The 26,887-nt window shown below is 44.5% G+C and carries 30 protein-coding genes; 14 read left to right on the forward strand and 16 right to left on the reverse strand.

Annotated elements, in window-relative coordinates:
- Positions 1-4: 4 nt before the first annotated feature.
- On the reverse strand, positions 5-784 hold the full coding sequence (locus VXQ92_RS03520; protein ID WP_416680429.1) for an NRDE family protein: 780 nt from the start codon (positions 782-784) through the stop codon (positions 5-7).
- A gap of 93 nt (positions 785-877) precedes the next feature.
- Between VXQ92_RS03520 and lgt the strand changes: the two genes are divergently transcribed.
- The 3 genes from lgt to VXQ92_RS03535 all read left to right on the forward strand — a co-directional run bounded on the left by lgt (position 878) and on the right by VXQ92_RS03535 (position 2,551).
- Entirely contained in the window at positions 878-1,687 is an 810-nt protein-coding gene (lgt, locus tag VXQ92_RS03525) for a prolipoprotein diacylglyceryl transferase (RefSeq protein WP_064094832.1), read from the forward strand.
- 92 nt (positions 1,688-1,779) lie between these two features.
- Entirely contained in the window at positions 1,780-2,172 is a 393-nt protein-coding gene (locus VXQ92_RS03530) for a hypothetical protein (RefSeq protein WP_416680431.1), read from the forward strand.
- Positions 2,165-2,551: a hypothetical protein gene (locus VXQ92_RS03535; RefSeq protein WP_416680433.1), complete on the forward strand. Its 387-nt coding sequence runs from the start codon at positions 2,165-2,167 to the stop codon at positions 2,549-2,551. The genes VXQ92_RS03530 and VXQ92_RS03535 overlap by 8 nt, the downstream gene beginning before the upstream one ends.
- Positions 2,552-2,566: 15 nt before the next feature.
- Here the strand turns inward: VXQ92_RS03535 and VXQ92_RS03540 are convergent, their stop codons facing one another.
- On the reverse strand, positions 2,567-3,079 hold the full coding sequence (locus tag VXQ92_RS03540; protein ID WP_416680435.1) for a CHAP domain-containing protein: 513 nt from the start codon (positions 3,077-3,079) through the stop codon (positions 2,567-2,569).
- A 409-nt stretch (positions 3,080-3,488) separates the two neighbouring features.
- Between VXQ92_RS03540 and VXQ92_RS03545 the strand changes: the two genes are divergently transcribed.
- The 6 genes from VXQ92_RS03545 to msrA all read left to right on the forward strand — a co-directional run bounded on the left by VXQ92_RS03545 (position 3,489) and on the right by msrA (position 7,977).
- Positions 3,489-3,980, forward strand: coding sequence for a lipocalin family protein (locus tag VXQ92_RS03545; RefSeq protein ID WP_144724540.1), 492 nt, complete (start codon positions 3,489-3,491; stop codon positions 3,978-3,980).
- A 180-nt stretch (positions 3,981-4,160) separates the two neighbouring features.
- Entirely contained in the window at positions 4,161-5,003 is an 843-nt protein-coding gene (gene thyA / locus VXQ92_RS03550) for a thymidylate synthase (protein WP_144724539.1), read from the forward strand.
- Positions 5,004-5,198: 195 nt separating this feature from the next.
- Positions 5,199-5,711: a dihydrofolate reductase gene (locus VXQ92_RS03555; protein ID WP_064102242.1), complete on the forward strand. Its 513-nt coding sequence runs from the start codon at positions 5,199-5,201 to the stop codon at positions 5,709-5,711.
- Positions 5,712-5,737: 26 nt separating this feature from the next.
- Complete coding sequence (locus tag VXQ92_RS03560; protein WP_416680438.1) at positions 5,738-6,781, forward strand: DUF4105 domain-containing protein; 1,044 nt, start codon at positions 5,738-5,740, stop codon at positions 6,779-6,781.
- 106 nt (positions 6,782-6,887) lie between these two features.
- Entirely contained in the window at positions 6,888-7,349 is a 462-nt protein-coding gene (locus tag VXQ92_RS03565; protein WP_064102240.1) for an META domain-containing protein, read from the forward strand.
- A 103-nt stretch (positions 7,350-7,452) separates the two neighbouring features.
- Positions 7,453-7,977, forward strand: a complete 525-nt coding sequence (gene msrA / locus VXQ92_RS03570) for a peptide-methionine (S)-S-oxide reductase MsrA (RefSeq protein WP_416680440.1) — start codon at positions 7,453-7,455, stop codon at positions 7,975-7,977.
- A 64-nt stretch (positions 7,978-8,041) separates the two neighbouring features.
- On the opposite strand, the gene VXQ92_RS03575 is transcribed toward msrA, so the two are convergent.
- The 5 genes from VXQ92_RS03575 to VXQ92_RS03595 form a co-directional block, all read right to left on the reverse strand.
- Complete coding sequence (locus VXQ92_RS03575; protein WP_416680442.1) at positions 8,042-8,446, reverse strand: ExbD/TolR family protein; 405 nt, start codon at positions 8,444-8,446, stop codon at positions 8,042-8,044.
- Positions 8,446-9,069, reverse strand: coding sequence for a MotA/TolQ/ExbB proton channel family protein (locus VXQ92_RS03580; RefSeq protein WP_064094843.1), 624 nt, complete (start codon positions 9,067-9,069; stop codon positions 8,446-8,448). Before VXQ92_RS03580 ends, VXQ92_RS03575 begins: the two co-directional genes overlap by 1 nt.
- A 25-nt stretch (positions 9,070-9,094) precedes the next feature.
- Entirely contained in the window at positions 9,095-9,865 is a 771-nt protein-coding gene (locus VXQ92_RS03585) for a TonB-dependent receptor (RefSeq protein ID WP_416680444.1), read from the reverse strand.
- A 193-nt stretch (positions 9,866-10,058) separates the two neighbouring features.
- Positions 10,059-10,925 (reverse strand): formyltetrahydrofolate deformylase, encoded by an 867-nt coding sequence (gene purU, locus VXQ92_RS03590; protein ID WP_064094845.1) that lies wholly within the window; start codon positions 10,923-10,925, stop codon positions 10,059-10,061.
- A gap of 48 nt (positions 10,926-10,973) precedes the next feature.
- On the reverse strand, positions 10,974-11,705 hold the full coding sequence (locus VXQ92_RS03595; RefSeq protein ID WP_064094846.1) for a TetR/AcrR family transcriptional regulator: 732 nt from the start codon (positions 11,703-11,705) through the stop codon (positions 10,974-10,976).
- Between the two features lie 114 nt (positions 11,706-11,819).
- Here VXQ92_RS03595 and VXQ92_RS03600 point away from each other — a divergent pair, with 114 nt between their 5' ends.
- The 4 genes from VXQ92_RS03600 (at position 11,820) to VXQ92_RS03615 (ending at position 15,689) form a co-directional block, all read left to right on the forward strand.
- Positions 11,820-13,268: a coniferyl aldehyde dehydrogenase gene (locus VXQ92_RS03600; RefSeq protein ID WP_416680447.1), complete on the forward strand. Its 1,449-nt coding sequence runs from the start codon at positions 11,820-11,822 to the stop codon at positions 13,266-13,268.
- A 165-nt stretch (positions 13,269-13,433) separates the two neighbouring features.
- Positions 13,434-13,670: a 50S ribosomal protein L28 gene (gene rpmB, locus VXQ92_RS03605; protein ID WP_000048256.1), complete on the forward strand. Its 237-nt coding sequence runs from the start codon at positions 13,434-13,436 to the stop codon at positions 13,668-13,670.
- Between the two features lie 12 nt (positions 13,671-13,682).
- Positions 13,683-13,838 carry a 50S ribosomal protein L33 gene (rpmG, locus tag VXQ92_RS03610; protein WP_001205031.1) on the forward strand — a complete coding sequence of 52 codons (156 nt, stop codon included), beginning with the start codon at positions 13,683-13,685 and terminating at the stop codon, positions 13,836-13,838.
- 135 nt (positions 13,839-13,973) lie between these two features.
- On the forward strand, positions 13,974-15,689 hold the full coding sequence (locus VXQ92_RS03615; protein ID WP_416680449.1) for a cation:proton antiporter: 1,716 nt from the start codon (positions 13,974-13,976) through the stop codon (positions 15,687-15,689).
- Between the two features lie 168 nt (positions 15,690-15,857).
- On the opposite strand, the gene VXQ92_RS03620 is transcribed toward VXQ92_RS03615, so the two are convergent.
- The 4 genes from VXQ92_RS03620 to VXQ92_RS03635 form a co-directional block, all read right to left on the reverse strand.
- Complete coding sequence (locus VXQ92_RS03620; RefSeq protein WP_064094849.1) at positions 15,858-16,136, reverse strand: hypothetical protein; 279 nt, start codon at positions 16,134-16,136, stop codon at positions 15,858-15,860.
- A gap of 105 nt (positions 16,137-16,241) precedes the next feature.
- Positions 16,242-16,745: a DUF6586 family protein gene (locus VXQ92_RS03625; RefSeq protein WP_064094850.1), complete on the reverse strand. Its 504-nt coding sequence runs from the start codon at positions 16,743-16,745 to the stop codon at positions 16,242-16,244.
- Between the two features lie 189 nt (positions 16,746-16,934).
- Positions 16,935-17,186 carry an RNA recognition motif domain-containing protein gene (locus tag VXQ92_RS03630; protein ID WP_064094851.1) on the reverse strand — a complete coding sequence of 84 codons (252 nt, stop codon included), beginning with the start codon at positions 17,184-17,186 and terminating at the stop codon, positions 16,935-16,937.
- Between the two features lie 83 nt (positions 17,187-17,269).
- Positions 17,270-19,258, reverse strand: coding sequence for an ATP-dependent helicase (locus tag VXQ92_RS03635; RefSeq protein WP_416680451.1), 1,989 nt, complete (start codon positions 19,256-19,258; stop codon positions 17,270-17,272).
- Positions 19,259-19,529: 271 nt separating this feature from the next.
- Here VXQ92_RS03635 and VXQ92_RS03640 point away from each other — a divergent pair, with 271 nt between their 5' ends.
- Positions 19,530-20,618 (forward strand): S41 family peptidase, encoded by a 1,089-nt coding sequence (locus VXQ92_RS03640; protein ID WP_416680453.1) that lies wholly within the window; start codon positions 19,530-19,532, stop codon positions 20,616-20,618.
- A gap of 25 nt (positions 20,619-20,643) precedes the next feature.
- On the opposite strand, the gene VXQ92_RS03645 is transcribed toward VXQ92_RS03640, so the two are convergent.
- The 5 genes from VXQ92_RS03645 to topA form a co-directional block, all read right to left on the reverse strand.
- Positions 20,644-21,798, reverse strand: coding sequence for a glycerate kinase (locus VXQ92_RS03645; RefSeq protein WP_416680455.1), 1,155 nt, complete (start codon positions 21,796-21,798; stop codon positions 20,644-20,646).
- A 73-nt stretch (positions 21,799-21,871) separates the two neighbouring features.
- The gene (locus VXQ92_RS03650) at positions 21,872-22,444 is read right to left on the reverse strand and encodes an HdeD family acid-resistance protein (RefSeq protein ID WP_179993119.1); all 573 of its coding nucleotides are present in this window, start codon (positions 22,442-22,444) and stop codon (positions 21,872-21,874) included.
- 131 nt (positions 22,445-22,575) lie between these two features.
- On the reverse strand, positions 22,576-23,334 hold the full coding sequence (locus tag VXQ92_RS03655) for a hypothetical protein (RefSeq protein ID WP_180010920.1): 759 nt from the start codon (positions 23,332-23,334) through the stop codon (positions 22,576-22,578).
- Positions 23,335-23,339: 5 nt separating this feature from the next.
- Positions 23,340-24,146: an NYN domain-containing protein gene (locus VXQ92_RS03660; RefSeq protein ID WP_064094856.1), complete on the reverse strand. Its 807-nt coding sequence runs from the start codon at positions 24,144-24,146 to the stop codon at positions 23,340-23,342.
- A gap of 92 nt (positions 24,147-24,238) precedes the next feature.
- Positions 24,239-26,881, reverse strand: coding sequence for a type I DNA topoisomerase (gene topA / locus VXQ92_RS03665; RefSeq protein WP_416680458.1), 2,643 nt, complete (start codon positions 26,879-26,881; stop codon positions 24,239-24,241).
- Positions 26,882-26,887 lie beyond the last annotated feature (6 nt).

Genomic DNA, 26,887 nt, shown 5'->3' on the forward strand with positions numbered 1-26,887 from the left:
GCACTTATTTTAGTTTGATTATTTTTTCAATAATTTGACCTGCGGTCGCACCTTGTTGTGACTTTTCGATCCAGTGCCATTGTCCCTGCTGCATTCTCAAAAAATTGGAGCAACGGGTACCATAGGCCGGACTCTGGATAAAAGTCGAAGACAGCAGTTGTTCCATTTCCACCGAGATGCCTGTATCTGGCAACAGCTCCGGAATCACCTTGCGTTCATCTTCCAAAATATCCCAGACTGCATGACACAGTTCCGCTTCTGCAATCTTTTGTTGTTGCAGCATCGGTAATAGTTCCTGGGTAAAGCGTTTCCGCAAATGCCGGGTCTTGTACCAGTCTTCACTCATCAATCCGTTTGAAACGACATAGACCCCATGGGCCAGTACGTGCGGTGCTTCACCGCGATTGCTCATATATACAGCCTGATCCCGATCGCCAATAAACAGGTTAAAGCCGGCATAGTCACACTGTCTCTGTTCCAGATCTTGTGCGAAACGAATCGGAGTTAAGTCAGAATTTAAAAAGTCTTGAATAATATGTCCACGTGAAGTTGGATAGTGTTTTTTGTCCTGTCCGTCGCGGAAATTGGTGATCACCGCCCATCTTCCTGAAGCCGTAATGCCCATCCAGGTACCACCAGACTGTAAATCTTGTCCAGCAATAATCGGACTATTTTCCCATTCATATAAGCCATGCGTGGGACGTTGATAAAACTCGTCACGATTTGAAATCAGACATACTGGGGTCTGATCCAGAACCTGCCAAGCCAGTGCCACAATACACATAATTGATGCCCTCGATCTTTACACATTGAATGTACAACATTTTTCTTTGCTTTCAGCTAAAATCTGTGCAAAACAGAATCACAAGGAACAGGAATGCTCACCTATCCAAACATTGATCCCGTTGCGATTTCGCTCGGGCCTTTGCAAGTCCACTGGTATGGACTCATGTACCTCCTGGCTTTTTTATTTGCCTGGGGACTGGCAACTTATCGCGCTAAACAGCGTGGCTGGACGCCAGATATGGTCTCGGATCTGATTTTCTTTGGTGCTTTGGGTGTAATCATTGGTGGCCGTGTAGGCTATGTTTTATTCTACGGTTTTTCCCAGTTCCTGGCCGATCCTTTATGGCTATTCCAGATCTGGACTGGCGGCATGAGTTTCCATGGTGGCTTCCTCGGTGTGATTTTGGCCATGTTGTGGTGGTGCAAGAAATATAAGATGACCTGGTTCCAGACCCTGGATTTTATCGCACCTTGCGTGCCAACAGGGCTGATGTTTGGCCGGATTGGCAATTTTATTGGCGGTGAACTGTATGGCCGTCAGGTAACCGATCCAAACTTTGCCTGGGGTATGATTTTTCCGACCGATCCACTGCAACTGGTGCGTCATCCATCTCAACTCTATCAGGCATTGTGTGAAGGTCTGATCCTGTTTATTGTGCTGTGGTGGTTTAGTTCCAAGCCGCGTCCGCGTATGGCAGTTTCGGCATTGTTCCTGATCGGTTACGGTCTGGCACGTTTTGTGGTCGAGTTCTTCCGTGAGCCGGACAATGGCCAGCTGTTTATTGGCTGGATGAGCAAAGGACAATTCCTGAGCCTGCCAATGATCCTGATTGGCTTGTGGATGATGTGGTATGCCTACCAGAAGAAAATTTATGACTGGGGCCCACAAAAAAATAGCTAAGAAAAGAGCTGAATTTAGCGAGGCAGAGGCCTCGCTTTTTTATATCCAAAATATGCTAAAGTGCCGATTATCTCTTCTATTCTTTCATTATTATGCTTGAGTTCTGGTTTAATCCGCAGGTATCTGTTTTCAAAAAACTGTTGATTTTTATTGTGATTGCTATGGCAGCTGCAGGCTTGTACTGGATGGAGCCGCTGCCCTTAGATGCGATTCTGATGTTTGTCGGTACCGGCATTGTTTTTCTGATTTGCCGTTACTGTAAAATCCACTTTGCCAGTAAAAATCCGACTGACTTGCTGTATAGACTCCTGACCTGGATTCCAATTGCCTTATTGCTTGCTTTGGTTTTTATGAACATGCAGCAGGGTGAAATCCTGATTCCAGGCGCGCAGGGTATTGCCTTTATGGCTCTGGCGATTTGCCTGTTTTCTCCCCTGTCCCTGCTCAATCAGAACAAATCAGATTCGGGTTCACCCCATGCTTGAGTTCTGGTATTCGGAACGCTGTACCCGTCAAATCAAGCTGATGGTCATTATTGCGACCTGTATTTTGATTTATGCAGCATCAACTGTGGCCCAGTTAGGTTCGGTATTTGTTGGCGTGAGTTTAGCGATTGGAATTGCTGTGCATTTATTGCACCATTCCCGCCTGAAAATTTCGAAGTCCAATCCCTATGCAAATGGCTTTACCGCCTTGAGCCGGGTCATTCCCATCATTGCCTTAATTACCCTATTCAGCTATTTGCCCGAGCAACATGCGCAATGGACAAAATTTGCTTTGGGTCTGCAATGTTTTGGTTTTACCGCGATTGGACTATTTATAGTCTCAGTCTATGAAAACCGCGCGAAACGTTTCAAAGAGTGAACTTTGCACAGTTTTTTAGAAGTATGTTTCCAGACGATAGTAACTATAGGTCAGGTTTTTGGTGCGATAGATTGCATGACTATTCTGCTTGAAGTCTGATACCCAGGCAGTTCCTGAATATGCTGCAATGTGTCCATATTTATGATTTGAGGTACGATCAATAATATAGATATCACCTTTTTTAGGGCGGTCAAAAGAAGCATTAATTTTCTTATAACCCAATTGCATCAGGGTATTTCCCCAGTCTGCTGCGGCGACCGGATGATTCACGATTTTGGCACCCGAAGATTGCAGCCCGACACGAATACTGCGCGCGCATTTTTGGGTACTGGTTCGACGGGTAATACCCTGCAAATAGCTTGTGAATTTCTCGATATTGATACGATGACCGTTGCTTGAACTTACGGCTTTATGGATAGAACCTGTTGAAGGTTTTTTGGGATTTTGTTCAGCCTTAGAACGTAATATGATGTTCGCTTGAGCAGGTGCATGTATTGCACTCATGTCCATTGGTTGATCATAAACCATGCTTTACCTTTTACTCCACGCCGTAAATATCGGCTTTCATTTGTTAACGAACGGAGAATACTAGCCGGTTAAATGTTATTTTTCACATTCAATATGTAATAAAATTTTTCTATTGTTCGTTTAATGAAACTAAACTATTATTTTTTTTCGTATTATTTTTAGGAAATTTTTTATAAAAAATAAGATTTAATTTAGTTTTTTTTAATATTAATCCCCTCAAATTAAATTATTACAATCTCAGATTTCCTTCTATATTTATTCTCTTAACTATTTATAGGCAGCATTATTGCCAATTTTACTTATCGAAAAAAAGGATAACAATTTTCTACAGGATTACATCGCTTTAAGCCTTAGCTGATGTATTAGACTGATTCAGTACAAATCATTGAAGTGAACGGAGAAGAAAAAAATGAATCAGGATTTAGCTACTGTTTCTAATTTTGATCTGGAACATTATTTAGGAACCTGGTATGAAATTGCGCGTTTGCCGATGAAGCACCAACCTGAAGACAGCACTGATATTTCTGCAGTTTATAGCCTGAATGAAGATGGTACTGTTCGGGTCCAGAACCGTTGTCTGGATGGCGGTGGAAAGCTGGATGAAGCAATTGGAGAGGCCAGCATTGTTGATGCAGAGCATGGCAAGCTGGAAGTCAGCTTCTTGCCTGAAGGTTTGCGCTGGGTGCCTTTTACCAAAGGAGATTACTGGGTGCTCAAACTGGATGAACAGTATGAAACTGCTCTGGTCGGGGAGCCACACATGAAGTATCTATGGCTACTGCATCGTAAACCAACGCTGGATGAAGCCACCAAACAGCAATATCTGGCCTATGCACAATCACTGGGTTATGACCTGTCTGATCTGATTCATACCGTTCATACGGGCCAACCCACCGCTTAAACAAAATAAATTGAACCATTCAAAGGCATCTCTCAAGGATGCCTTTTTTATTGCGATTGCTCTCTGGTTGAATCAGTTTTATCGCTATGCGGAACTACTAAAAAAAATGTTATGATGAACGCAATTTTGAGTTGCTCAGTTCAAAGAAAAGCAATTTTCAACAAATTTTAAGAGAGACCTATGCGCCAATATCTTGACCTTCTACAACATATCCTCGACCACGGCGGCGATAAAGGCGACCGTACCGGAACAGGTACACGCTCGGTATTTGGTCATCAGATGCGCTTTGATCTTTCTAAGGGATTTCCCCTACTCACCACCAAAAAAGTTCATTTCCGTTCTATCGTGATTGAACTGTTGTGGTTCCTGAAAGGTGATACCAATGTAAAGTATCTTCAGGACAACAAAGTCACGATCTGGGATGAATGGGCAACTGCGGAACAGACAGCGCGTTTTGGCCGCCCTGAAGGCGAACTTGGTCCGGTATATGGTCATCAGTGGCGTAACTTTGGCGCAACCAAAAATCCAGATGGCAGCTATAAACAGGACGGTTTTGACCAGATCCAATGGCTGATCAATGAAATCAAGACCAATCCAAATTCACGTCGTCTGATTGTCTCTGGCTGGAATCCGAATGAAGCGGGGCAAGTGGCTTTACCACCCTGTCATACCCTGTTCCAGTTTTTTGTGCATAATGGCAAACTCTCTTGCCAGCTGTACCAGCGTAGTGCCGATGTGTTTTTGGGCGTCCCGTTTAACATTGCCAGCTATGCCCTGCTGACGCATATGATTGCGCAGGTCTGTGATCTGGACGTCGGTGATTTTGTCTGGACCGGTGGCGATACCCATTTATATGCCAACCACTTTGAACAAGCACAATTACAATTAAGTCGTGAGCCACTTGGCCTGTGCCAGTTAAAATTGAACCCTGAAGTCAAAGACCTGTTCGATTTTAAATTTGAAGATATTGAAATTGTCGGTTATGAATCACATCCAGGTATCAAAGCACCTGTCGCTGTTTAATGTTCTTTATTATAAAGTTCCCTCTCCCAGGAGGGGGCTAGGGAAAGGCCTTTTACCATGCATGACGCCTCTCCCTTTCAAAATATATTCCCAGGCCTAAAGCATAAAGGCAATCAATATAGATTTTTAACCTTTCCTTCGTACAAGTAAAACATTACACGAAGAACTTTGGGTTTGATGAGAAGGATTCAATACATGTCATTTCAAGATTTAGAAGTTGTACACGTCGTGGCAATGGATCAGCAGCGCTGTATTGGCAAGGACAACGACCTGCCTTGGCATATCTCCGCAGATCTTAAACATTTCAAGGAAATCACTCAGGGCGGCGTAATTGTGATGGGTCGCAAAACGCTTGAATCCATGGGCCGTGCCCTGCCCAAACGTGTGAACTGGGTGATTACCCGGGATGCCGACTGGTCTTTTGAAGGCACTAAAGTTGCGCATACGATTGAGGATGCCTTGAACCAGGCTGTAGCAGATGTAAAAGCCTCGGAAAATCCGAAGTCCATTTATATTATTGGCGGCGGCGAAATATTTAAACAGACCCTGGATATCGCTGATCGTCTGGAACTCACCCATGTCGAACTGGATGTAAAAGGTCATGCCTATTACCCGGAGATTCCGGCCGAGTTTGAAAAAGTTGCATCAGAACAACATATTGATGACAAATCCGGTATTGCATTTGAGTTCGCAACATACAGAAAATAAAGCCTATTTTCTATAAAAGATTGAGCATGCAAGGACGCAAAAAACCGGAAAAGCATTGGAGCCTGTGGTTACTCGGCAGTCTGTTTAGTTTATTTGTCCTGTGTTCAAGCTTGTGGTTAAGCCTGATGCTCTGGGTACAACAGCCTTTGGGTAAAATTGGCAGCATAATTCTGATAGGTCTTTGGCTCGCATTTGCACTGGTTGTTCTCGGAATTTATTTTACTCGGCATCTGATTTCCCGCCAGGTGGATACCGTACTCTATCTGCTGGCCTTTCTGTTCAGCTTGTTGGCTTACTTCAGCATGGAGCCACGTCAAGATCGTGACTGGAACCCTGAAGTTTCCAGGCTGCTCTCCTATGAACAGCGAGGCAATCTGGTCACCCTGCACAATATCCGTAATTTCGACTGGCAACCGGATGGCCGCTATACTGAGCGCTGGGAAAGCCGCAGTTTTGATCTGAACCAGATTACCGGAGTGAATATCATCACGTCTTACTGGATGGGACCAAAAATTGCTCATACTCTGGTCAGCTTCGATTTTGCTAATCAAAAGCCACTCACCTTTTCGATTGAAATCCGCAAGGAGAAGAATGAGAATTTTTCAGCGATAGGTGGCTTTTTCCGAAAATATGAATTGAGTCTGGTGGCATCGGACGAAAAGGATATCATTTATACTCGCAGCAATGTCCGCGGCGAACAGGTCTATTTCTTTCCGGTAAAGATGCCACAAGCTCAAGCCAAAGCATTATTTGTGGAATATCTCCATCAGGTCGATGCACTGGCCAAACAGCCGAAATGGTACAACACCCTGACCAGTAACTGTACTACGCTGGTCTTTGATATGGTGCAGGCAGTTTCGCAACAACAATTGCCCTCAGATTATCGGTTACTTGCCTCCGGCTATTTACCGAACTATCTTTATGATCTGAAAGTACTGGATCAGTCCTGGGATATGCATACCTGGTATCAGCGAGCACACGTTAATCCACGGGTGAAACAGACCGCCGAGCTGTCCAGTCAGGATTATTCACATCTGATCCGGCAGGGCCTGCCAAAACCAGACATGTGATAACTCTACAGTAATATCCACTTCAATAAAGATACAAAATCAACTGGAACCTTAATCATTTTTTTGTTTAGATACAAATGGCTAATCTATGATCAGGGTATCTCTCATGCTAAAAAAATTAACTGCCATCGCCATTTTAGGTTCGGTCTTAACGGTCATGGGTTGTGAAACTGTCCCATCTACCGCCACCACACAAACCGCGAATCATTTACAACTTTTGCAGAATCGCACTTGGATCGCTACCCAGATTGGCAATACTGAAATCAAGACAGTACCAGCAGCAAGCAATATTCCAAGCCTGCAATTTGATGCCAGCACCCAGCGTGTTTCAGGTTCAGATGGCTGTAACCGGATCATGGGCAGCTATACAGCGGGTAAAGACACCTTGAATTTGAGTCAAATGGCCACTACACGCATGGCCTGTATGAATAATGGTCAACTAGATCAAAAATTTAATGAAGCTTTAAGCAAAGTGACGCATTATCAAGTATATGGAAAAACATTGAAACTGTTGGATCGACATGGCAACTTGTTAATCCAGCTGGAAAGTGCGGTTCAGCCACGCTAATAAGCCTCCTACAAAAAGCCTGCATTTACAGGCTTTTTTATCTTTCATACTGGTGGGCTAGAATTAAACCATCAGCCTATTTCAATTGAATGAGGAATCAACCATGCAACAAGCACTTTTCGGTGGTGGATGCTTTTGGTGTACTGAGGCGGTATTTTTACAAATCCAGGGAGTCCAGCAGGTTCTGAGTGGCTATGCAGGTGGCCATACGACTAATCCCAATTATGATGACGTGTGCGGGGGTGAAACCGGACATGCTGAAGTGATTCTGATCGATTTCGATGAAAACCAGATCAGTTATACACAGTTACTTGATGTATTTTTTGCAACCCATGATCCAACAACCTTGAACCGTCAGGGCAATGACGTTGGCACCCAATATCGTTCTGTGATTTTTTATCTGAATGATGAGCAACAACAACAGGCACAGCAGGCGATTGATGCCCTGAAAGCCGATGGTATCAATATCGTGACTGAACTCAGCCCTGCCCCGACTTTTTATCCTGCAGAAGAATATCATCAGAACTTCTTTGCCAAGAATCCCACTCAAGGCTATTGCAATTTTGCCATTCCACCAAAATTGAACAAATTACGCAGTAAGTTTACAACCTTGTTAAAAACTCATTAAGTTTCATGAAAAATAGGCATAAAAAAAGCGACTGCAATCAGTCGCTTTTTTTACTCACTGAATCTTAGTTATCAGTTGCAAAAGCGATATCGCTGAGTCCGGCTCCACTCGCGCGCGACATGACTTGCGCCACCGCATCATAACGTGATTCTTTATCTGCTTTCAGCACAATCGTCGGCTGACGTTCAGACTGTCCGGCTTCATTGAAGCGGGTTTCAAGCTGCTCTAACGTCAGTACATCGCCATTCCAGGCAATGTCACCTTCTGCATTGATACTGATGGTGACATTTTCAGGCGGCAGATCGATAATTTCCGCAGTAGTTTGTGGCAAGGTTAATGGAATTGACGGGTTCGCAACGGTTGCTGTCACCAGAAAGATGATCATCAATACCAACATAATGTCGATGAGTGGAATGAGGTTCATCTCATTCATGCCTACATCGTTGTCTTCACCCAGTTGAAAAGCCATTAAGCTTGACCTCCCACGAAACTTTGTTGCGTAATCTGCGCATCAGATTTTTTTGCAGCAGATTCCTGTTGCAGCATGGTATCAATCAACAGACCATGCGCCTGATCTTGCAGTTCATGTGCCAGGCCACGATTCATACGCACACAGATGTTATATGCCAGTACCGCAGGAATCGCGACGGCCAGACCCAATCCGGTCATAATCAAGGCCTCACCGACTGGGGTTGCTACTTGTGCAAGGCCAGCCTGACCACTTTTACCAACCGCAACCAGTGCATGGAAAATTCCCCATACCGTACCGAACAAACCGACAAAAGGTGAAATTGAAGCAATTGTACCAAGAACCGATACACCTTTTTCGGCATTGGCTTTCTCTGCTGAAATCTGGCGTAACAGCGCCTGTTCTGCCACTGCCTTACGCTGTTCAAAGCCCAAAGGAGCCAGTTTGGTTTTCAGTTTTTCCAATGCCTGAGATAACTGAGCATAGGCAATCTGTTTCAATTGGCGAGTGCCCATCAAACGCAGCACAAAAATGGTCCATGTCGCAATCGACATTGCCAATAACACGAAATACAGCGTTTTACTGACTGCATCAGCGTGTTGCCAATAAACTGAAAAGTTCATATTCGAACTCCTAATGGGTTAGCCGTTATTTAACCTGAAAATCGAAAGGCTGTTCCACACGGGTTGGATAAGCCACACCATTTTCAACATATTTGGTGAGTTGTGCACGACGTACCGCTGCTTCTACTTTGCGCGTTACTGCCGGGCTACAATCTGAGTTTCGTGCAGTCGCGGAGACCACTTTGCCCTGTTCATTTGCTGCCACGTCCACTACCAGCGAACAGGCTGATTTTAATTCACTCGAAGATAATGAAACTTTCGGTGAACGCTTCCAAGAAACACCTCCGCCAATCGATACACTTTTCGGTGATGGAGGTGCAGCAGGTGCAGGGGGCGCCACAGGTGCAGGTGGTGCAACTGGAGCGGGTGCCGGTTTTACTTTAGTTTCAGTGACCACGGTTGGCACTACCGGAGCCGGAGTCGGTTTTGCTTCAACTGGCGGTGCTGTGACTACTTTAGGCGCTTCCACCTTTTTCACCTGTTCAATTTTTTCTACTTTTTTGGGTGGCGGTAGCAGCGGTTTTTCTACAATTTTGACTTCTTTTTTAGGCTTAGGTGGCTCTTTTTGTGGCTCGGCCTTTGGCTTTGGCGGTAAAGGTTTCGGTGCCTCCTGAAGTTTGACAAAGCGCACTTTTAAGGGCTGCTTATCAATGGGTGTCAGTTCAGGCGCTTTCATCTGGCTGATCGCATATAACACCCCCACATGCCCAACAAGTACAGCCGCAACGATAGAGATGATTTTCTTTTTCATCTGATTCGGCGGTGTAGGCATTTGGGGCGCAGCAACTTGACTCATTAAATCTATTACCTTGAGGAGATGATGTGAAACAAACTATCAAGCTCATCGGTTAGCACAATTAAAGTATGCCAATAATAAATGAGAAGTGTTTTCATTTGCAACTGCTAATCTTAGCTTTGACTGATTTTTTTTGCATCAAAACAAAAAAAGGCACACTAAAAGTATGCCTTTTTAAAATCCAATGCAAGTCTTATTGGAACACGACAGTCTTGTTACCATCGACAATAATACGGTCTTCCAGATGCCATCTGACCGCACGGGCCAATACATTACGCTCTACATCCTGACCCAGTTCACGTAACTGTTCAACAGTAAAGTCATGGTTCACGCGCTCCACATCCTGCTCGATGATTGGCCCCTGATCCAGATCAGCTGTCACATAGTGGGCAGTTGCACCAATCAGTTTGACACCCTTGTCATAAGCCTGCTTGTACGGATTGGCACCCACGAAAGCTGGCAGGAATGAATGGTGGATATTGATCACTTTCATTTCCCACTTGCTGACAAACTCTTCATCCAGAATCTGCATATAACGCGCCAGTACCAACAGGTCATTGCCCTGCATCAACTGGTCAATTTCTTCATAAGCCTCACGCTTGTTGTCTTTGGTTACTGGCACCACTTCAAATGGAATACCAAAGTTTTCAACTGCTTCGCGTAAGGTCTCGTGATTCGATACCACTTTGGTAATTTCACAAGGTAAACCACCACGTGCATGACGCCATAATAGTTCCAGCAAGGCATGATCAACCTTGGACACCAGAATACCGACTTTCTTCACATCACTGACCAGAGCCAGACGCCATTGCATGCTATAGCGTTCCGCTACATTCGCTGCAAAAGTCTGGATAATGCTTTCTTTGCGACTTTGAAGATTATCTAATTCAAATTCAACGCGCATGAAATAACGTCCGCCCTGCGCTGCTGTCGCATATTGGTCAAGCGCAGTAATGTTAGCACCTTGATGATACAAGAAGCTTGAAACAGCCTGCACGATGCCCGGCTTGTCTTCACAAGTAATCAATAAACGTGCGGTGTTAGCAGTCGTCATATTCATGTTGGTTTAAGTCACTAATCAGTTAAATTAAAAAATAAGCCGAGTATTCTAGCGCGTTTCTTGGATATTCTGAATAGTTTGTTCAGATTCAGCGTCTTTAGCAGCCGACAGGCTGGCAAAAAGTTCGGAAGAGCCCAGACTATTCAATAACCCTTCATAGGTTTGACGACTTTCGCCACGCAAATAGGCCCCTTCCAAGAATACCATCTGGCGCAGTGCCTGCCAGACCCATTTTTCTTCCAGCGTATTGGAATCGGTCAGATGGCCTGACATATACAGGAAGTTGGTCCAGTTGGTCAGTACAATCCACAGGTTGATGATCAGGGCTTCAATTTCTGAATCGGTCATTTCCATCAGGCCTGCATTGACAAAGCCTTTATAGATTTTCTGGCCCTGCTGCATCACCTGTCCGGCAAAGCGGGGATACAACTTGCGAAAATCTTCGTTATTTTCTACCAGATGATAGACATCCCGATGCAGGAAACGATAAGCCCATAGCTGACTACTCAGTACCTGAAAGTAATGCACCTTGTCATTGGCGTCCAGCGCACGGTCATCCGGCAAGGCCAGCATCTCCAGCGTTTGCTGCTGGTACTGTTCCATCAATTCTTTAATAATTTCATTTTTATTGCGGAAATGATAATACAGGTTGCCTGGGCTCATGCCGAGTTCAGCCGCAATGTGATTGGTGGTGACGGACCGTTCGCCACGCTCATTAAACAGCTGCAAACTAAGCTGCAAGATACGCTCTTTAGTTTTTAAGGTTTTGGTTTGGGACATCCTAAAATAACCATTCAGTTCGTGCATTAGCAGGCTAACACACAAAGTCACTTGACTAATTAGAGTATTTGCTCTAAAAATTAATTAATCGATTTTTGAATATGGTAGTGCGGCATGAACAGTCACACAAAAACAACATCAATGACACCACATTTCTTTGATAGCCAGTACCTCAATGAAGTCTTGGCACAACAAAAACACGCTTACTTACACTACCCTCTGCCAACTGCAAAGGAACGTATCGATCGTTTAGCTCGGCTTAAGCGTATCTTAGTTAAGTATCAAGATCAATTTGCTGAAGCAATTAATCAGGACTATGGTAACCGTTCGATCGGGGAAACCAAAATTGGTGAACTGCTCACCTGTCTGGAACATGTCAAATATTACAGTAAAAACCTGACCCGCTGGATGAAACCCTCCAAACGTCATGTCGGCATTATTCACCAGCCAGCCAAGGCATGGGTACAATATCAGCCTTTGGGCGTAGTCGGAATTATTGCACCGTGGAATTATCCGCTGCTACTGTCTATCGGTCCGCTGATCTGCGCTCTGGCTGCAGGCAACCATGCCATGATCAAGATTTCCAGTGCATCGGCTGCCTTTGGTGCAGTGCTGGAAAAAGCCCTGGCCGAAGCCTTTCCGAAAGAATTGGTCGCGGTGGTGAATGGTGGCGGTGTCATCTCGGATGCATTCTGCCGTTTGCCGTTCGATAAGTTAATTTTCACCGGCTCGACGGCAGTCGGTAAAACCGTGATGGCGGCGGCTGCCGAAAATCTGGTGCCAGTGATTCTGGAACTCGGCGGTAAATCACCGGTACTGGTGCATCCATCCATTGATCTGCGTGATGTAGCTCAGCGTGTCGCCGTTGGCAAGCTCTGGAATGCAGGCCAGACCTGTGTGGCACCCGACTATATGTTCCTGCCACGTGGCAAGACGGCTGAATTTATTGATCATTTTAAGGCTTGCGTAGAAAGCATGTATCCGGATATCACCCATAACCAGGACTACACCTCGATTATCAATGACAAACAATATAACCGTCTGGAAGGTTATCTGGATGATGCACGCGAGCAGGGTGCGCAAGTCATTGAAATTAATCCGCGCAGTGAAAATTCGGCTGATCTGCGCAAGATTGCACCGACCATCGTGACCAATGTCACTCCAATGATGCAGATCATGCAGCATGAAATCTTTGGCCCACTGCTTCCAATCATGGAATATGATCAAATTGATGATGTCATCGACTTTATTAATAGCCGTCCGCGTCCACTTGCTTTATACTACTTCGACTTTGATCAGGCGCGTGCTGATTATGTCGCACAGCGTACCCATTCAGGGCATTTTGGGCAAAATACGGTACTGACCCATGTTGCACAGGACGACTTACCATTTGGGGGTGTCGGTGCATCAGGTATGGGTAAATACCACGGTCCAGAGGGCTTCTTCAGTTTGTCGCATGAACGCTCAGTAATGTCGAATCCAAAGCTGTATAGCTTGAAATACATTCTGCCGCCGTTCAATAAACCGATTCACAAGCTGATTTCGAAGACCCTTCTCCGCTAAATGATCAAGGCATGAGCTATCGATATAGTTCGTGCCGCGTTTTGACGGAAATCGCTTGTCTTTTAAGCGCATTTTTGATATAAAACGCCCCTTGAATGATTTCAATCCGTTTATTTTTGACTGGCCATACAGATTTGCTGTTGGCTAAATCAATGGAGTTACACCATGTCTAAGGTTTGCCAAGTTACCGGCAAGCGTCCAGTCGTTGGTAACAACGTCTCACACGCCAACAACAAAACTAAGCGCCGGTTCGAGCCGAACCTGCACCACCACCGTTTCTGGTTAGAAAGCGAAAAACGTTTTGTACGTCTTCGTTTAACCACTAAAGGTATGCGTATTATCGACAAATTGGGCATTGAAAAGGTTGTTGCTGACCTGCGTGCTCAAGGTCAAAAGATCTAAGGAGTCTGAACCATGCGTGATAAAATTCGCTTAGTTTCTTCAGCTGGTACAGGTTATTTCTATACCACGACTAAGAACAAACGTACTATGCCGGAAAAAATGGAAATCAAAAAATTTGATCCAAAAATCCGTCAACACGTAATCTTCAAAGAAGCTAAAATCAAATAATTTTAGTTTCTTTAAAAAAGCGGCCTTTTCAGGTCGTTTTTTTTTGCACTTTTTTTATCCGGCTTGATAAACTTTCTGAATGTTTTGGCATTTTTTGTGCTTATTTCCCAATAAACCTAACTAAAGGAGTATTTAGTGCCACATGATGTAGAGCTCATTATATTACTCGCTGTTGGTTTTGGCTTAGCTTTAGTCTTTGGCTATCTCGCAGCACGACTGCGTCTTCCCCCTTTGATCGGCTATTTGATTGCCGGTGTGCTGATTAGTCCTCATACGCCGGGTGTGGTCGGTGATATTCATCTGGCCAACCAGTTGGCAGAACTAGGCGTCATGTTCCTGATGTTTGGTGTCGGGATGCATTTCTCTCTGAACGATCTGATGCAGGTACGCCGGATTGCCCTGCCTGGTGCAATTTTACAGATTGCTGTCGCTACCCTACTCGGGGTAGGTGTCTCAATGCTGTGGGGCTGGAACTTTGGCTCAGCACTGGTCTTTGGCTTAAGCCTGTCCTGTGCCAGTACCGTGGTTCTACTCAAAGCGCTCGGAGATCGTGGCCTGCTGGATTCGATCAATGGCCGAATTGCAGTTGGCTGGTTACTGGTCGAAGATCTGGTGATGGTATTGGCGCTGGTCTTGTTACCTGCGACTGCAGTGCTACTCGGTGGTCAGGCCCTGGAAGGTGCAAGCGATGAAAATATCTGGCTCACCTTAGGCATTACCCTACTTAAAGTCGCAGGCTTTATTGCCTTCATGCTGATTATTGGTAAGCGCTTGATTCCAATGATCATACAGGTAGTGGCACGTCTTGGTTCACGTGAGCTGTTCACCTTAACCGTGGTGGCTGCTGCTGTTTCTATCGCCTTCGGCGCTTACAAGATTTTTGGCGTTTCTATGGCTCTGGGTGCGTTTTTTGCCGGTATGGTGGTAAAAGAGTCTGATTTCAGTCATCGCGCCGAAGAGGAAACTTTGCCACTGCGTGAAATTTTCTCGATTTTATTCTTTGTCTCCGTCGGCATGCTGTTTGATCCGCGCATCTTGCTGGAACAGCCCTTACATGTACTGGCAGTAGTGGGCATTATCATGATTGGTAAGACTATTGCAGCCATGGCACTGGTACTGTTCTTCCGTTATCCGATCAATACCGCTTTGACCGTCGGTGCTTCTCTGGCACAGATTGGTGAGTTCTCCTTTATTTTGGCTGCACTCGGTGTTTCGCTCAATCTGCTTTCGCTGGAAGGTCAAAACCTGATTCTGGCAGGTGCCTTAATTTCGATTACGCTTAACTCCTTTATCTTTTCCGCGATTGAGCCGGTACAGAAATGGATTCGGGAACGCTCGACTCTGGCCCGCTTACTGGAACGCAGTGGTGACCCTTTGGCAATGTTACCGGATGAAGTCTCACAGGATTACCTGCGCGATCAGGTGGTCATTATTGGCCATGGTGAGGTGGGACGTCGCATTACCCGCTCATTGATGGAAGAGAACATCAAGGTGGTGATTGCCGAAGAAAACCGTGACATCGTAGAAAATCTGCGTAAAAAAGGTATTGCTGCGGTTTCCGGTATTGCCACTGAAGCTGGCGTTCTCATTCAGGCGCATATTCAGCACGCGCGCTTACTGGTCATTTCCCCTATGGATATTATCGATATCCATAAAATTGTCGACATTGCCAAGACTTTGAATCCGCAAATTCAAGTACTGGTCTGTGCAGAAAGTAAGGAAGAAGCTGAAGCGATCCGTCGGGATAATATTGGTGAGGTATATTATGCCAAAGAGGAAATGGCAAAAAATATGAGTAATCATATTTTAAACCAGATTGAAATCGCGCATCAGCATACGCCTTCTCATTAAAATTTTTCTTTGAATTCCTCCCTATAAAAAAGTTGCCAGATCCGGCAACTTTTTTATAGGAAAGCAGGCACTGAAGCTCTTTCTTGTACTTATAAATCCGCATCACTGCATTTCTGATAAAACCAAAAAAGCACACTGATCGTGTGCTTTTTAAATGGGTTTTAACGATTAACTCATATACTTTGGCTCTTCATCCACAACCTCAGCCTGCCATTCATTGACCTGCTGTTCCAGCAAGCCATATAAGGCCGCCTGAATCATCTGCTGCGCAACAAAAGGAGTCTGCTCTCCAAGTAGAGCTTTTACCTCGTCATTAAACTGAATCATCACCAAAGGCTGTTTATGTGAACCTGCATTGCGTAAAGCCAATGCGCCACCTTCAAGTTGAACGAGTTCTAAAATCGCGTCTTGATTACCAAATAAGTCTTTCAACTGTTCTATAGACATATATCCTCCACGTTCAACATGGCGGCAAAGAGCTGAATGCACTTTGCATCATTAGAGTAATTGATATAGGGTTAAAAATTGTAATTTCAAGTACAGCCGATCTGATTAAAATTCAATCATCTCATTACGAAACCCATCAATTAATTGGGTCAGGTCACGATGCCACTCTCTTAATATAGCAGTATCAGGTAACCATGCTTGTGGAGACTGTGTGACTTTAATGATGAGATTTGAAGAAGTTTCGTCTTCAGGTTCTGGGGTACTTGGTTCTGGCGCATACTGGCATAAACGATAGGCGCGTTTCAGTTCAGCAATGAAACCGCTTTTAGATAAATGCTGTAGCACAGTGACTTCTGGCGAAATCTGGCCTTTGGCCGCCATCAGTTCTTCAATTGATTTGAGGGTTGGATTAGGATCATTCAGGCGATAGTAACGTACCAGTTCCTGTAAAAATGCTAACAAGGCACCATGCAAATGAAAAACAGTTGCCTCACGCTGTGCTTGAGCCTGTTGTACATGTTCGGTTTGCTCTGCCTGCTGGCAGGAAAGACGGGCAAAATACAGTTTTTGATTGGTACGGTCCGCATGATAGCGAGCAACACGGGTCATCGAGATTTCCTAAGGGTTAAAACAAATTTTGGCTTTTATAAAGTAAAAGGTTCGCCTGCATTTCGCAATCAAAAGATGTTTAAACTGAATTCATCCAGATCCGACTTCAAAGCATTAAGCCCACTGAGCAAATTGAAATATCCTAAATTACAGCCATAAAAAAGGAGCATCATCTGCTCCTTTTTCTATTTACGCCTGTGGCTTTTCTTCAGCCTGTTTGACACGAATACCTGTGCCATGTAAGCGTAAGGTATTCAAGCCTTTGATCGCTTTAACTGCTTCACGACCATGTGGCATTTCTACAAAGGCGAAGCCTTTAGATTTACCAGTTTCAGCATCCAGCACCAAAGTACAGTTTTCTACTGTGCCGTATTCCTGGAACAGTTTCAGCAATTCGGCTTCTGTGACTGTACGTTCTAAATTACGAACTAAAATTTTCATCTAATAACCTTAAGAAGATAGGCAAAAAATATCAAAAAGCACGCGCCTACTCTACTTTTTGCATGAAACAACTTTGCTATAGTTTAATCGAGATCAATGCCAAAATCTAAATTAATCGACTTGCGTTCAATCAAGGCACTTTTGACGGTTTGCTGCCGGGTTTTATAATGGGTTTCCGTGGTGCATAACTGCCGGGTAAGATCATTCAGGAAATAGCTCTCGACTTTACGCCCCTGCTCATCGACCGTTTCCCGCGCCCAATGATTTAGGTTCTGTTTGGTCAGAATCAATTCATTTTTAGCCCGGGTCAATGCTACATACAGCACACGACGCTCTTCTTCGACATCATCAAAATCACCTTGGGCACGTGCATGCGGATAATTCCCCGGCGTGACATTGGCTACATAACATACATTTTGCTCGGTGCCTTTGGCTGAGTGAATGGTAATCAGCGTCACCACATCATGATCGGACTGACGTTCAATTTCCGAGATTGACACCGGATCCAGTACATATTCCTCTAAAAATTCACTCAGCTGCGAATGCTTGGACGCCAGCTGTTTGACCAGTTCAAAATCACTCTGGCGACGTGACCAGTCCTTTTTATAGTTTTCCGCCAACTGAGATTCAATCGCCTGAATCGCAAGGCTGACACAGGCTTGCACTTCGCCTTGGAGCACATTCATCTGCTGCATAATCAGAATGGTTTCTAGCGGTATCTTGCCAAACTGTTCTAATTTCTTTGCAATCTGATCCATTTCAGGTTCAGCCAATAGCTGCTGTGACAGCTTGCTGGCACCTACATCACCTACACCATTCCACAGGGTTAAGAAACGCATCCAGGCAATATCATCCAATGGATTGGCGACCACCCGCAGCATGCTGAGCAAATCTTTGACATGCGCCGTTTCCAGCAGCTTCATGCCACCAATAAAGCGATATGGCACATTGGCCGCGATACAGGCCGCTTCAATATGCCGTGCGGCAAAGCTGGAACGAACCAGAACCATATGCTCGCCCCATTTGCTGCCTTGCAGATAATGGCGTTCTTTAATATCAATCGCAATCCATTTGGCTTCATCAAACTCATTCGGGAAGATATGCATACGCGGCTTAATGCCTTCTCCCCGATACGCTTCCAGACGTTTATCATATTTGATTTCAGACTGATCGAGCAGCCAGTTGGACAGATCCAGAATTTCCTGGGTCGAGCGGTAGTTTTTTTCTAATTTAAAAATTTGCGCATCTGGCACACGTTCTTTGAAATGGTGAATATTTTCAAAGTCTGCACCACGAAAGCCATAAATCGACTGGGCATCATCACCGACACAGAACAGGCTGATCCGGTCTTTGAGTGGCTCCAGCAAAGCCCATTGCAATGGATTGGTATCCTGCATTTCATCCACCAGCATATGTCGGCATATAGAAGCGACATAGTCGACCAGACCTTCGGACTGTGCCAGCGCCGTGGCAACTATCGCCAGAATATCGTCATAATCCAGAAAACTTCGCGCCTGCTTACGTGCTTCATATTCTTTCATGATTTCGGCAATCTGGTCCTTTAAGGCCAGATATTCCGGCATCTGTTTTTCCAGCGCCAGACTGAGTTTTTGCCGGGTGTTCCGAGCAAAGGAATACAAATCACATAATTCCTGAGGCTTAGGCAAATGATTGGGGTTCTTCTTGTCATCACGACCGCGAATCAGGCGGAACATCATCAGCTGATCATCACGATCAATAATCGAAAACTGTTCCAGACCAAAAGCTTTCGGAATACGGCGCAGCAGATACATACAGAAGGTATGAAAGGTCGAGGCTCGCAGTCCCTTGGCTTGTTCACCAAGTGCCAGTTCGACACGCGCCACAATTTCACTGGCAGCCCGGCGGGTAAAGGTCAGAATCTGAATCTGGTTGGCAGGCACGCCCTGTTCAATCAAGTAAGCTGCACGTGCCACGATGGTCTTGGTTTTGCCACAACCTGCCCCGGCCAGCACCAAACTGTGTTTTGCTTCTGTGGTCGCTGCTTGCTTTTGTTGGGGATTTAATTCATCAATCAGGGTGGCTAAACTCATAGTGTCTCAATGTACTAGGGAGAAAGATAGTTTAACAGAGCAGGCTAGATTCTGGGTGTTCTGCTGTTATTTTCCTTTTGATTTATTGTAGAACTCTTTTTTTGTTTCATGCATTTAAATACAACTAAGTTGATGTTTTACATTTGATTTTATAAGTTAAATATTGGTATAAAAATTGCTCAATAAATCTCGTATTTTTTAATAAAAACAAGGATGCTGCAACTTGCATACAACCTATAAAACACTCAGCGCTTTGATCATGAGCTTTGGCATGTATTCAAATTTACATGCAGAAACAGTTTCTATAGAAATGACACCCGAAGTCTGCTTAAAAGACCTTGAATATACCGTCCACCTCATCCTTGAAAATGATGCAGGGATTATTGCCAAAAGATGGACCACCTACCCTGAACAGATTCAACAGATTTTCAATCAACAAAAAGAAAAACTTCAGGGTGTAAAAACCGTTGTGGAGTGTCAAAAAATTATTCGACCTTTCATGAAATCCATTCGAAATGGTCATTTAGGTATTAGTATTCATCCAGATGCACAAGCAGCACAACAGCAATCTTCAGACACGCAAGTACCAATTGAAGTGATAACAGAAAATAAAGCTGAGAGAGTTACCACAAAAAAACTATCTGATTCCACCACCTTACTAACCATTTTATCTTTTGACTATGCTCTGTATGAAAAAATTCAGCAGGTGGTATCCAGTAATCAAGATAATCTTTTAAAAGCACCGTATTTGATTATTGACTTGCGTAACAATGGTGGCGGCAGTGACCAAACAGCTGAAGTATTATATAAGATTTTAGGGGAAGCGAAGTACTGGAATACCTCTCCACAAATTTATGCCTCCTCTACCAATATTGACGGATGGGAAGCATACAAAAGCTTTTTAACAGATGAAGATTCACTGACTCATCTCAATAAAACAATTAAAAAAATGCGTGAACAGCAAAATCAATGGGTCAGTATGAGTTCATACAAAGAATCGCAAGAGGTGGTTACAAGCAAAGATATTTTAGCAACACCGCAAAAGGTGGTAATCTTGATCGATAAAAATTGCGGTAGCTCATGCGAACAATTTGTATTAACTGCGCAGCAAAATCCTCGTGTGGTCACGATGGGGCGGCCAACCTATGGCGCTCTTGATGCCTCAAATGTGATGGAAAAGACCTCGCCTTCCAAGCAACTTCAAATTTACTATGCATCAACCTATATTCACCGCCCTGCAGGTAAAGAAATTGACGGCCTTGGCATCCCGCCAGCCATCAAACTACCAAAACCACAAAACCAAGCTGAATATAGTGCCGAAATTCAACTTGCACAGCGTTATTTAGAACAAGGTCTATAATGACTGTGATGTCTAGCTTTTAAACCTATTGTACTAAATCCAAATCAGCACAAACTTTCGAAACTGCTAATTGCAGATTTACTTCTGCATTTTTTAAGGCTTCTTCTAAAGGACAATCTGGTGGATTAATACCAATAATCTGGCTAAATCCTGATTCAAACAGATCCTCAATTCCTTCACCGACTAGACCCGCAAAAGCAATCACAGGTTTATTCAATTGTTTGGCCACTTGTTTGGCCACTTGTGCCACCCCAAATGGTGTTTTACCGAATTTGGTTTGAAAATCAATTTTACCTTCACCAGTCAGGACATAATCTGCCTGAGCTATTTTCTCGCTCAATTGAACCTGTTCAATCATCAGTTCCACCCCGGAACGAATAGAGGCAGCGGTGAATGCCATTAAACCAAAACCCAGTCCACCGGCTGCACCCGCACCTGCAACATGACGATGATCATGGCCAATCTGCCTAGCGGCTACATCGGCAAAATGACCAAGGTTTTGATCCAGCTGCTTGACCATTTCCGGCATTGCCCCTTTCTGTGGGCCAAAGATTATCGATGCACCATGTGGTCCACACAGCGGATTATTGACATCTGATGCAATGATTATTTCAGTATCTGCTAAACGTGGATCCAGTCCAGATAAATCCATTGATTTGACCAGATCTAAGTTTCCACCACAGACCTGAATTGGCTCACCTACATGATTTAAAAACCGCACGCCCAGTGCCTGAGCCATCCCTGCACCAGCATCATTGGTAATACTGCCACCCAGCCCAATGATGATTTTTTTCACTCCCAGATCCAATGCCTGTTTAATCATCTCTCCTGTGCCATAGGTTGACGTGAACATCGGATTACGCTGTGAAGGTGGTAATAAATGAATGCCATTGGCCTTGGCCATTTCAATCACGGCGGTTTGACCTGCGTCCATTAAACCCCAATAGGTATGAATACGTTGCTCAAACAGTGGCCCGGTCACTTCACATGGAATTTGCTGTCCCCTTAGGCTTGAAATTAGCGCATCGACAGTTCCTTCACCACCATCAGCCATCGGTACCTGTATGATACAGGCATCCGGAATGACTTTCTGGATACCCCGCTGCATTGCTCCACATGCCTGTTGAGCACTCATACTTTCTTTAAAGGCATCTGGTGCAAGAACAAAGATTTTTGACATATAGCGACGATCACTCTTTTTGGTATCTCTACAGTATCAAAAAGAGTGTATATAATGCTCTTAAAACAAAGGATTAAACCTTAGATGAACTTTTCGGAACCTCACGGCGAATATAGGAAGCAAGCATCAGGTAGTTAATACCCTGAAATAAAATATCAACGGCTAGAAACAAACCCAACACCCAGAACGGAGCATCTGGTGTCCGCAAGATCATGATTCCGGCCAGGAGAGTCAGTATGCCGGAAAACAGGATCCAGCCCCATCCCGCCATTGGCCGGAATACAAAGGCATTTATTAAGCGGATGACTCCTGCAATAATCAGGATAATGGCCAGAACATTGGTTAGAACGATCGCGGTTTGCACGGGTGTGGTAAAAGCAAAATATCCGGCGACTAAATACAGCAGGCCAAATAAGGCCCAGAACCAGCGCATACCGCCCTCAAAAATCTTGAAGGATGCGATAATATGTAAGACCCCACCGACCATCATCAGCACGCCAAATATAAATACTGCAGATAAGGTTGCCACAGGTAAGGTCGCCAATAAGATCAAACCAAAAATAACCAGCAAGATACCAAAGAGCAGATACCATTTCCGGTTTCGATGTAAGGAATCGAATACAAGGTCATTACCTACTGTTTTCATTTTTATTCTTCTTGATGCTGTTCGTTTAATTTATCTTAAGCGATTTAATTGACCATACTGTATAAAAAATGCAACTTTCATGTCATGACTTCAAGCTGGCAACAGCTATGGGGTCAGTGACAAGGAGGTTGTTATTCTTTCCACCCAAGTTCAATGGCTGTGATCGCATTAATTAATGTCTGCTCTAAAGCATCTGGCATTTTGCTGGTCGTTTGAGAAGTGGGAATATGACCTGCCATCAGCTCTGCTTTGGCTTGCGGAAACAAAGGTTGCTGATCTGGAAATGCATAACCCACCGGATAAAGCGGCTGTCCTGTCGCTAAATCATATTTGTCCGAGGCCCCAAAAGCATGCAGCAACTCATGTACCAAGACAATTTTATTCTGTTCAGCCTGTTTTTTGGAGGCAAATAAATTGACTGATCCAATCCGGCCTTTTTGCAAGGCAGTTGAATGCCTTAATTGCTTGGTTTGTGCAGGATCATAATAATTTAAATATAAAGTCACACTAGGTGAACCATCAGTACTTTGATGCTGTTTCCAGGCATAAAAACGGAATTTCAAACTCCATAAAACGGTATCGATGAGTGAGGCCTGCTCAGGGACTTTCGGCGGTAAAGCGTTAAGTTCACGACCTAAATTAAAATAAAAATAAGTTGGCTGACCACGATATTGCTGTGCTGCTTTTTCCAGATATTCCCTGGCTCCATTCAGATCCTGACCCGACAGTTGCTGGATATATTGCTGTGTGGTCGGCAATCCATCAGCATTAATCGGATGTAGCAATACCATAACCGGTTTGGACCAGTTCTGATTTTGGTCCCGATAGGCATTGACTGCAACAATCAACAAGATGATTAATAAAATCAGAATCCGAATCTTTTTCCACATGGCAGTTACACGCTCTGTTTTTTTATTTTTCTTAAATACATCTGGCTCATTTCAATCTTGGTTTCAAAAAGATTTAGAGTTTTAATTAAACCTGACAATTTGGCTCTACCATAGTTACGAGAATCAAAATCAGGTTTTACTGCACTGATATACTGCCCGACCATACTTAAATTCGCCCAACCATTTTCATCCGCATTATCTTTTACAGCTTTATAAATCAGATTCAGCGTAGCCCGATCCATCCCTTCAGGAAGATTTGAATTTTCCTTAGGTGGAGTCACCATCTTATGGTCTAAAGATTTGTCAGAGCTTACTCCTTTCTTCGGGGAAGTATTAGCGAGTTCATCCTCTTCCTGCTGCTTGATATCAATGTCTGCAATCAAGTTTTCCACATAAATAAACTTATCACATGCTTTTTTAAAAGCTTCTGGAGTCGTTTTCTTTCCAAAACCATACACACTCAAGCCATTTTCACGGATTCTTGAGGCTAAAGGAGTGAAATCACTATCACTGGAGACGATACAGAAACCATCCAAAGCACCTGCATATAACAAGTCCATGGCATCAATAATCAGGATCATATCCGTGGCATCTTTACCCTTGGTATAGGCGAATTGTTGTACCGGAGTAATAGCAAGTGGAAGTAGCACATCTCGCCATTTCTTTAAAGTTTCGCTACTCCAGTCCCCATACACACGTTTGACACTGGCAATGCCATATTTCGCGACTTCTTCTAAGACTGATGAAATGGCATTGATGGAAGAATTATCGGCATCAATTAATACAGCAAACTTTTTGGTCTGAATATCCACATTTACCCCAAAATATTATTTTTAATTTTTTCTATAAATGATTCTGACATAAAAAATGCCGACTTTCGTCAGCATTTTTTCAATCTTGAAGTTTAGGCTTCCACCCATTTTCCGTCCTGATAAACCAGAGACCATTTGGTCTGCTTGCCTTCAGCATTTTCTGAACCAATATATTGTGACTGGTTCTTACGGCTAAATTTCACCAGCGTTGGATTCCCTTCAGGATCAACATCCGGTGCCTGCAAGATAAACTGGTATTTCGGGTCGAGCTGGTCGGCCACAGTACGCAACTCTGCCACTTTCGGTGCACGGGTTTCACGGACTTTCGGAAACTTGCTTGCTGCCAAGAACAAACCGGCTGCACCGTCACGCAGCACAAAGAAATCGTCATGCTTGGTAGAACGCAGATGTTCCATCTTGATCGGATCAACGCGTGGTGGTGCAGGCTGACCATTTTTCAGAACTTTGCGGGTATTGTCACAGCTGGTACAGGCAAAGTATGGACCAAAACGTCCCGTCTTCAGCTGCATTTCACCATCACATTTATCACATGGAATGCTCGGACCATCATAGCCCTTGATCTTGAACTCACCTTCTTCCAGCTCATAACCATCACAATCCGGGTTGTTTCCACAGATATGCAGTTTACGACCGCCATCAATCACATAGCTGTCCATTGCAGTGCCACAGACTGGACAACGTTTTTTTGACATCAGGTCTGCAGTTTCTGCCGCATCATCATCTGACAAGGCTGCCAGAGATTCAACCGGAGTTAGGTTTAGCGTGCCTTTACAACGTTCTTTGGGTGGCAGGTTATAACCCGAACAACCCAGGAATACACCCGTTGTTCCGGTACGGATCTGCATCGGACGGTCACATTCCTTACAATGTACCGCATCGACTTCCACAGGCTGATTGCGGCGCATGCCGTTTTCACCCTGTGCCGTGGTCAAACGCTGCTTGAAGTCGCCGTAGAAGCTGTCTAACAGCTCTTTCCAGTTACGTTCACCATCTGCGACTTTATCAAGCTGACCTTCAAGGTCTGCGGTAAAGTCATAGTTCATGAGGTTATTAAAGCTTTCATCCAGACGATCCGTCACGATCTCGCCCATCTTCTCGGCATAGAGACGACGGTTGTCCAGTTTCACATAACCGCGATCCTGAATGGTCGAGATAATCGCAGCATAGGTCGAAGGACGGCCAATGCCTTTCTTCTCGAGTTCTTTCACCAGCGAGGCTTCAGTAAAGCGTGCCGGTGGCTTGGTAAAATGCTGAGAAGGATCGAGCTTTTCAAGCTTTAATACTTCACCCACTTTCACAGCAGGCAACAGCACATCATCATCCGACTTGTTCTGACCGCGTACTTTAGTGAAACCGTCAAACACCAAGGTACGACCTTTGGCTTTGAGTTCTACCCCATTAGCATCCACTAAAATCGTTGATGATAAATATTCTGCAGGTGTCATCTGGCAGGCCACAAACTGACGCCAGATCAGGTCATACAGACGCTGTGCATCACGCTCTACACCGGCAAGACTATCGCCTTTGAGTGCGACATTCGATGGACGAATGGCTTCATGCGCTTCTTGAGCACCGGCTTTATTGCCATAACGGTTCGGCTTGGCAGGTAAATATTTTTCACCAAATTCAGATTCGATATGACCACGTACCATATTGACCGCATCATCACTCAAGAAGGTGGAGTCGGTACGCATATAGGTAATGAAACCGGCTTCATACAAACGCTGCGCCAGCATCATGGTTTTCTTCACCGAGAAGCCCAATCGGGTACTGGCGGCCTGTTGCAAGGTTGAAGTGATATACGGTGCGCTTGGATTGACCTTGGTCGGTTTATCTTCACGACTGATGACTTTGTATTCGGCATCTTTGATCAGGTTTAAAAGCGCATCAGTTTCATCTTTGTTGCGCAGTTTGAGCGTCTTGCCATTTTGCTTGACTGCTTCAAGACGAATATCATCTTTTTTCGTCTTGGTATCGGCAAATACCTGCCAGTATTCTTCAGGAATAAAAGCACGAATTTCACGTTCACGCTCAACCACCAGCTTTACTGCAACCGACTGTACCCGACCTGCGGACAGCCCCCGGGCAATTTTTTCCCACAGCAATGGCGAAATCATAAAACCTACCACGCGGTCGAGGAAGCGGCGTGCCTGCTGAGCATTGACTTTGTTGGTATCCAGACGTGCAGGATGCTTGAAGGCATCCTGAATGGCATTTTTGGTGATTTCGTTAAACACTACACGCTGATAACGCGAATCATCACCACCGATGACTTCTTTTAAATGCCAGGCAATCGCTTCCCCTTCCCTATCCATATCCGTTGCCAGATAGACTTCATCGACTTGCGATGCCAGTTTCTTAAGTTCGGCTACCACATGTTCTTTGCCCGGAAGGACTTCATATTTGGCTTTCCAGTCATGTTCCGGATCAACCCCCATGCGGTTAATCAGGGCCAGTTGTGATTTTTCAGCTTTTTCTGCATCTGTCAGTTTGGTACGTGTCGTCGGCTTTTTCTCTGTCGATTTTACAGAACCGCCTGTCGGCAAGTCACGTACATGACCCACCGATGATTTTACGATGTAGTTCGGACCAAGGTACTTATTGATTGTTTTCGCTTTTGCAGGCGACTCCACAATCACTAGGGCACGCTTACTTCCAGCGTCGGGAGACTTCGCTGTGCTGCTTTTTGATGTGGACCGAGGAGCGTTCGCCATAATTAA

The organism is Acinetobacter sp. 228, from assembly GCF_048147885.1.

Bases quoted from the DNA above. Each gene is read 5' to 3' on its own strand.
- VXQ92_RS03520 (WP_416680429.1), bottom strand. From the start codon at position 784: ATGTGTATTGTGGCACTGGCTTGGCAGGTTCTGGATCAGACCCCAGTA.
- lgt (WP_064094832.1), top strand. From the start codon at position 878: ATGCTCACCTATCCAAACATTGATCCCGTTGCGATTTCGCTCGGGCCT.
- VXQ92_RS03530 (WP_416680431.1), top strand. From the start codon at position 1,780: ATGCTTGAGTTCTGGTTTAATCCGCAGGTATCTGTTTTCAAAAAACTG.
- VXQ92_RS03535 (WP_416680433.1), top strand. From the start codon at position 2,165: ATGCTTGAGTTCTGGTATTCGGAACGCTGTACCCGTCAAATCAAGCTG.
- VXQ92_RS03540 (WP_416680435.1), bottom strand. From the start codon at position 3,079: ATGGTTTATGATCAACCAATGGACATGAGTGCAATACATGCACCTGCT.
- VXQ92_RS03545 (WP_144724540.1), top strand. From the start codon at position 3,489: ATGAATCAGGATTTAGCTACTGTTTCTAATTTTGATCTGGAACATTAT.
- thyA (WP_144724539.1), top strand. From the start codon at position 4,161: ATGCGCCAATATCTTGACCTTCTACAACATATCCTCGACCACGGCGGC.
- VXQ92_RS03555 (WP_064102242.1), top strand. From the start codon at position 5,199: ATGTCATTTCAAGATTTAGAAGTTGTACACGTCGTGGCAATGGATCAG.
- VXQ92_RS03560 (WP_416680438.1), top strand. From the start codon at position 5,738: ATGCAAGGACGCAAAAAACCGGAAAAGCATTGGAGCCTGTGGTTACTC.
- VXQ92_RS03565 (WP_064102240.1), top strand. From the start codon at position 6,888: ATGCTAAAAAAATTAACTGCCATCGCCATTTTAGGTTCGGTCTTAACG.
- msrA (WP_416680440.1), top strand. From the start codon at position 7,453: ATGCAACAAGCACTTTTCGGTGGTGGATGCTTTTGGTGTACTGAGGCG.
- VXQ92_RS03575 (WP_416680442.1), bottom strand. From the start codon at position 8,446: ATGGCTTTTCAACTGGGTGAAGACAACGATGTAGGCATGAATGAGATG.
- VXQ92_RS03580 (WP_064094843.1), bottom strand. From the start codon at position 9,069: ATGAACTTTTCAGTTTATTGGCAACACGCTGATGCAGTCAGTAAAACG.
- VXQ92_RS03585 (WP_416680444.1), bottom strand. From the start codon at position 9,865: ATGAGTCAAGTTGCTGCGCCCCAAATGCCTACACCGCCGAATCAGATG.
- purU (WP_064094845.1), bottom strand. From the start codon at position 10,925: ATGAATATGACGACTGCTAACACCGCACGTTTATTGATTACTTGTGAA.
- VXQ92_RS03595 (WP_064094846.1), bottom strand. From the start codon at position 11,705: ATGTCCCAAACCAAAACCTTAAAAACTAAAGAGCGTATCTTGCAGCTT.
- VXQ92_RS03600 (WP_416680447.1), top strand. From the start codon at position 11,820: ATGAACAGTCACACAAAAACAACATCAATGACACCACATTTCTTTGAT.
- rpmB (WP_000048256.1), top strand. From the start codon at position 13,434: ATGTCTAAGGTTTGCCAAGTTACCGGCAAGCGTCCAGTCGTTGGTAAC.
- rpmG (WP_001205031.1), top strand. From the start codon at position 13,683: ATGCGTGATAAAATTCGCTTAGTTTCTTCAGCTGGTACAGGTTATTTC.
- VXQ92_RS03620 (WP_064094849.1), bottom strand. From the start codon at position 16,136: ATGTCTATAGAACAGTTGAAAGACTTATTTGGTAATCAAGACGCGATT.
- VXQ92_RS03625 (WP_064094850.1), bottom strand. From the start codon at position 16,745: ATGACCCGTGTTGCTCGCTATCATGCGGACCGTACCAATCAAAAACTG.
- VXQ92_RS03630 (WP_064094851.1), bottom strand. From the start codon at position 17,186: ATGAAAATTTTAGTTCGTAATTTAGAACGTACAGTCACAGAAGCCGAA.
- VXQ92_RS03635 (WP_416680451.1), bottom strand. From the start codon at position 19,258: ATGAGTTTAGCCACCCTGATTGATGAATTAAATCCCCAACAAAAGCAA.
- VXQ92_RS03640 (WP_416680453.1), top strand. From the start codon at position 19,530: ATGTATTCAAATTTACATGCAGAAACAGTTTCTATAGAAATGACACCC.
- VXQ92_RS03645 (WP_416680455.1), bottom strand. From the start codon at position 21,798: ATGTCAAAAATCTTTGTTCTTGCACCAGATGCCTTTAAAGAAAGTATG.
- VXQ92_RS03650 (WP_179993119.1), bottom strand. From the start codon at position 22,444: ATGAAAACAGTAGGTAATGACCTTGTATTCGATTCCTTACATCGAAAC.
- VXQ92_RS03655 (WP_180010920.1), bottom strand. From the start codon at position 23,334: ATGTGGAAAAAGATTCGGATTCTGATTTTATTAATCATCTTGTTGATT.
- topA (WP_416680458.1), bottom strand. From the start codon at position 26,881: ATGGCGAACGCTCCTCGGTCCACATCAAAAAGCAGCACAGCGAAGTCT.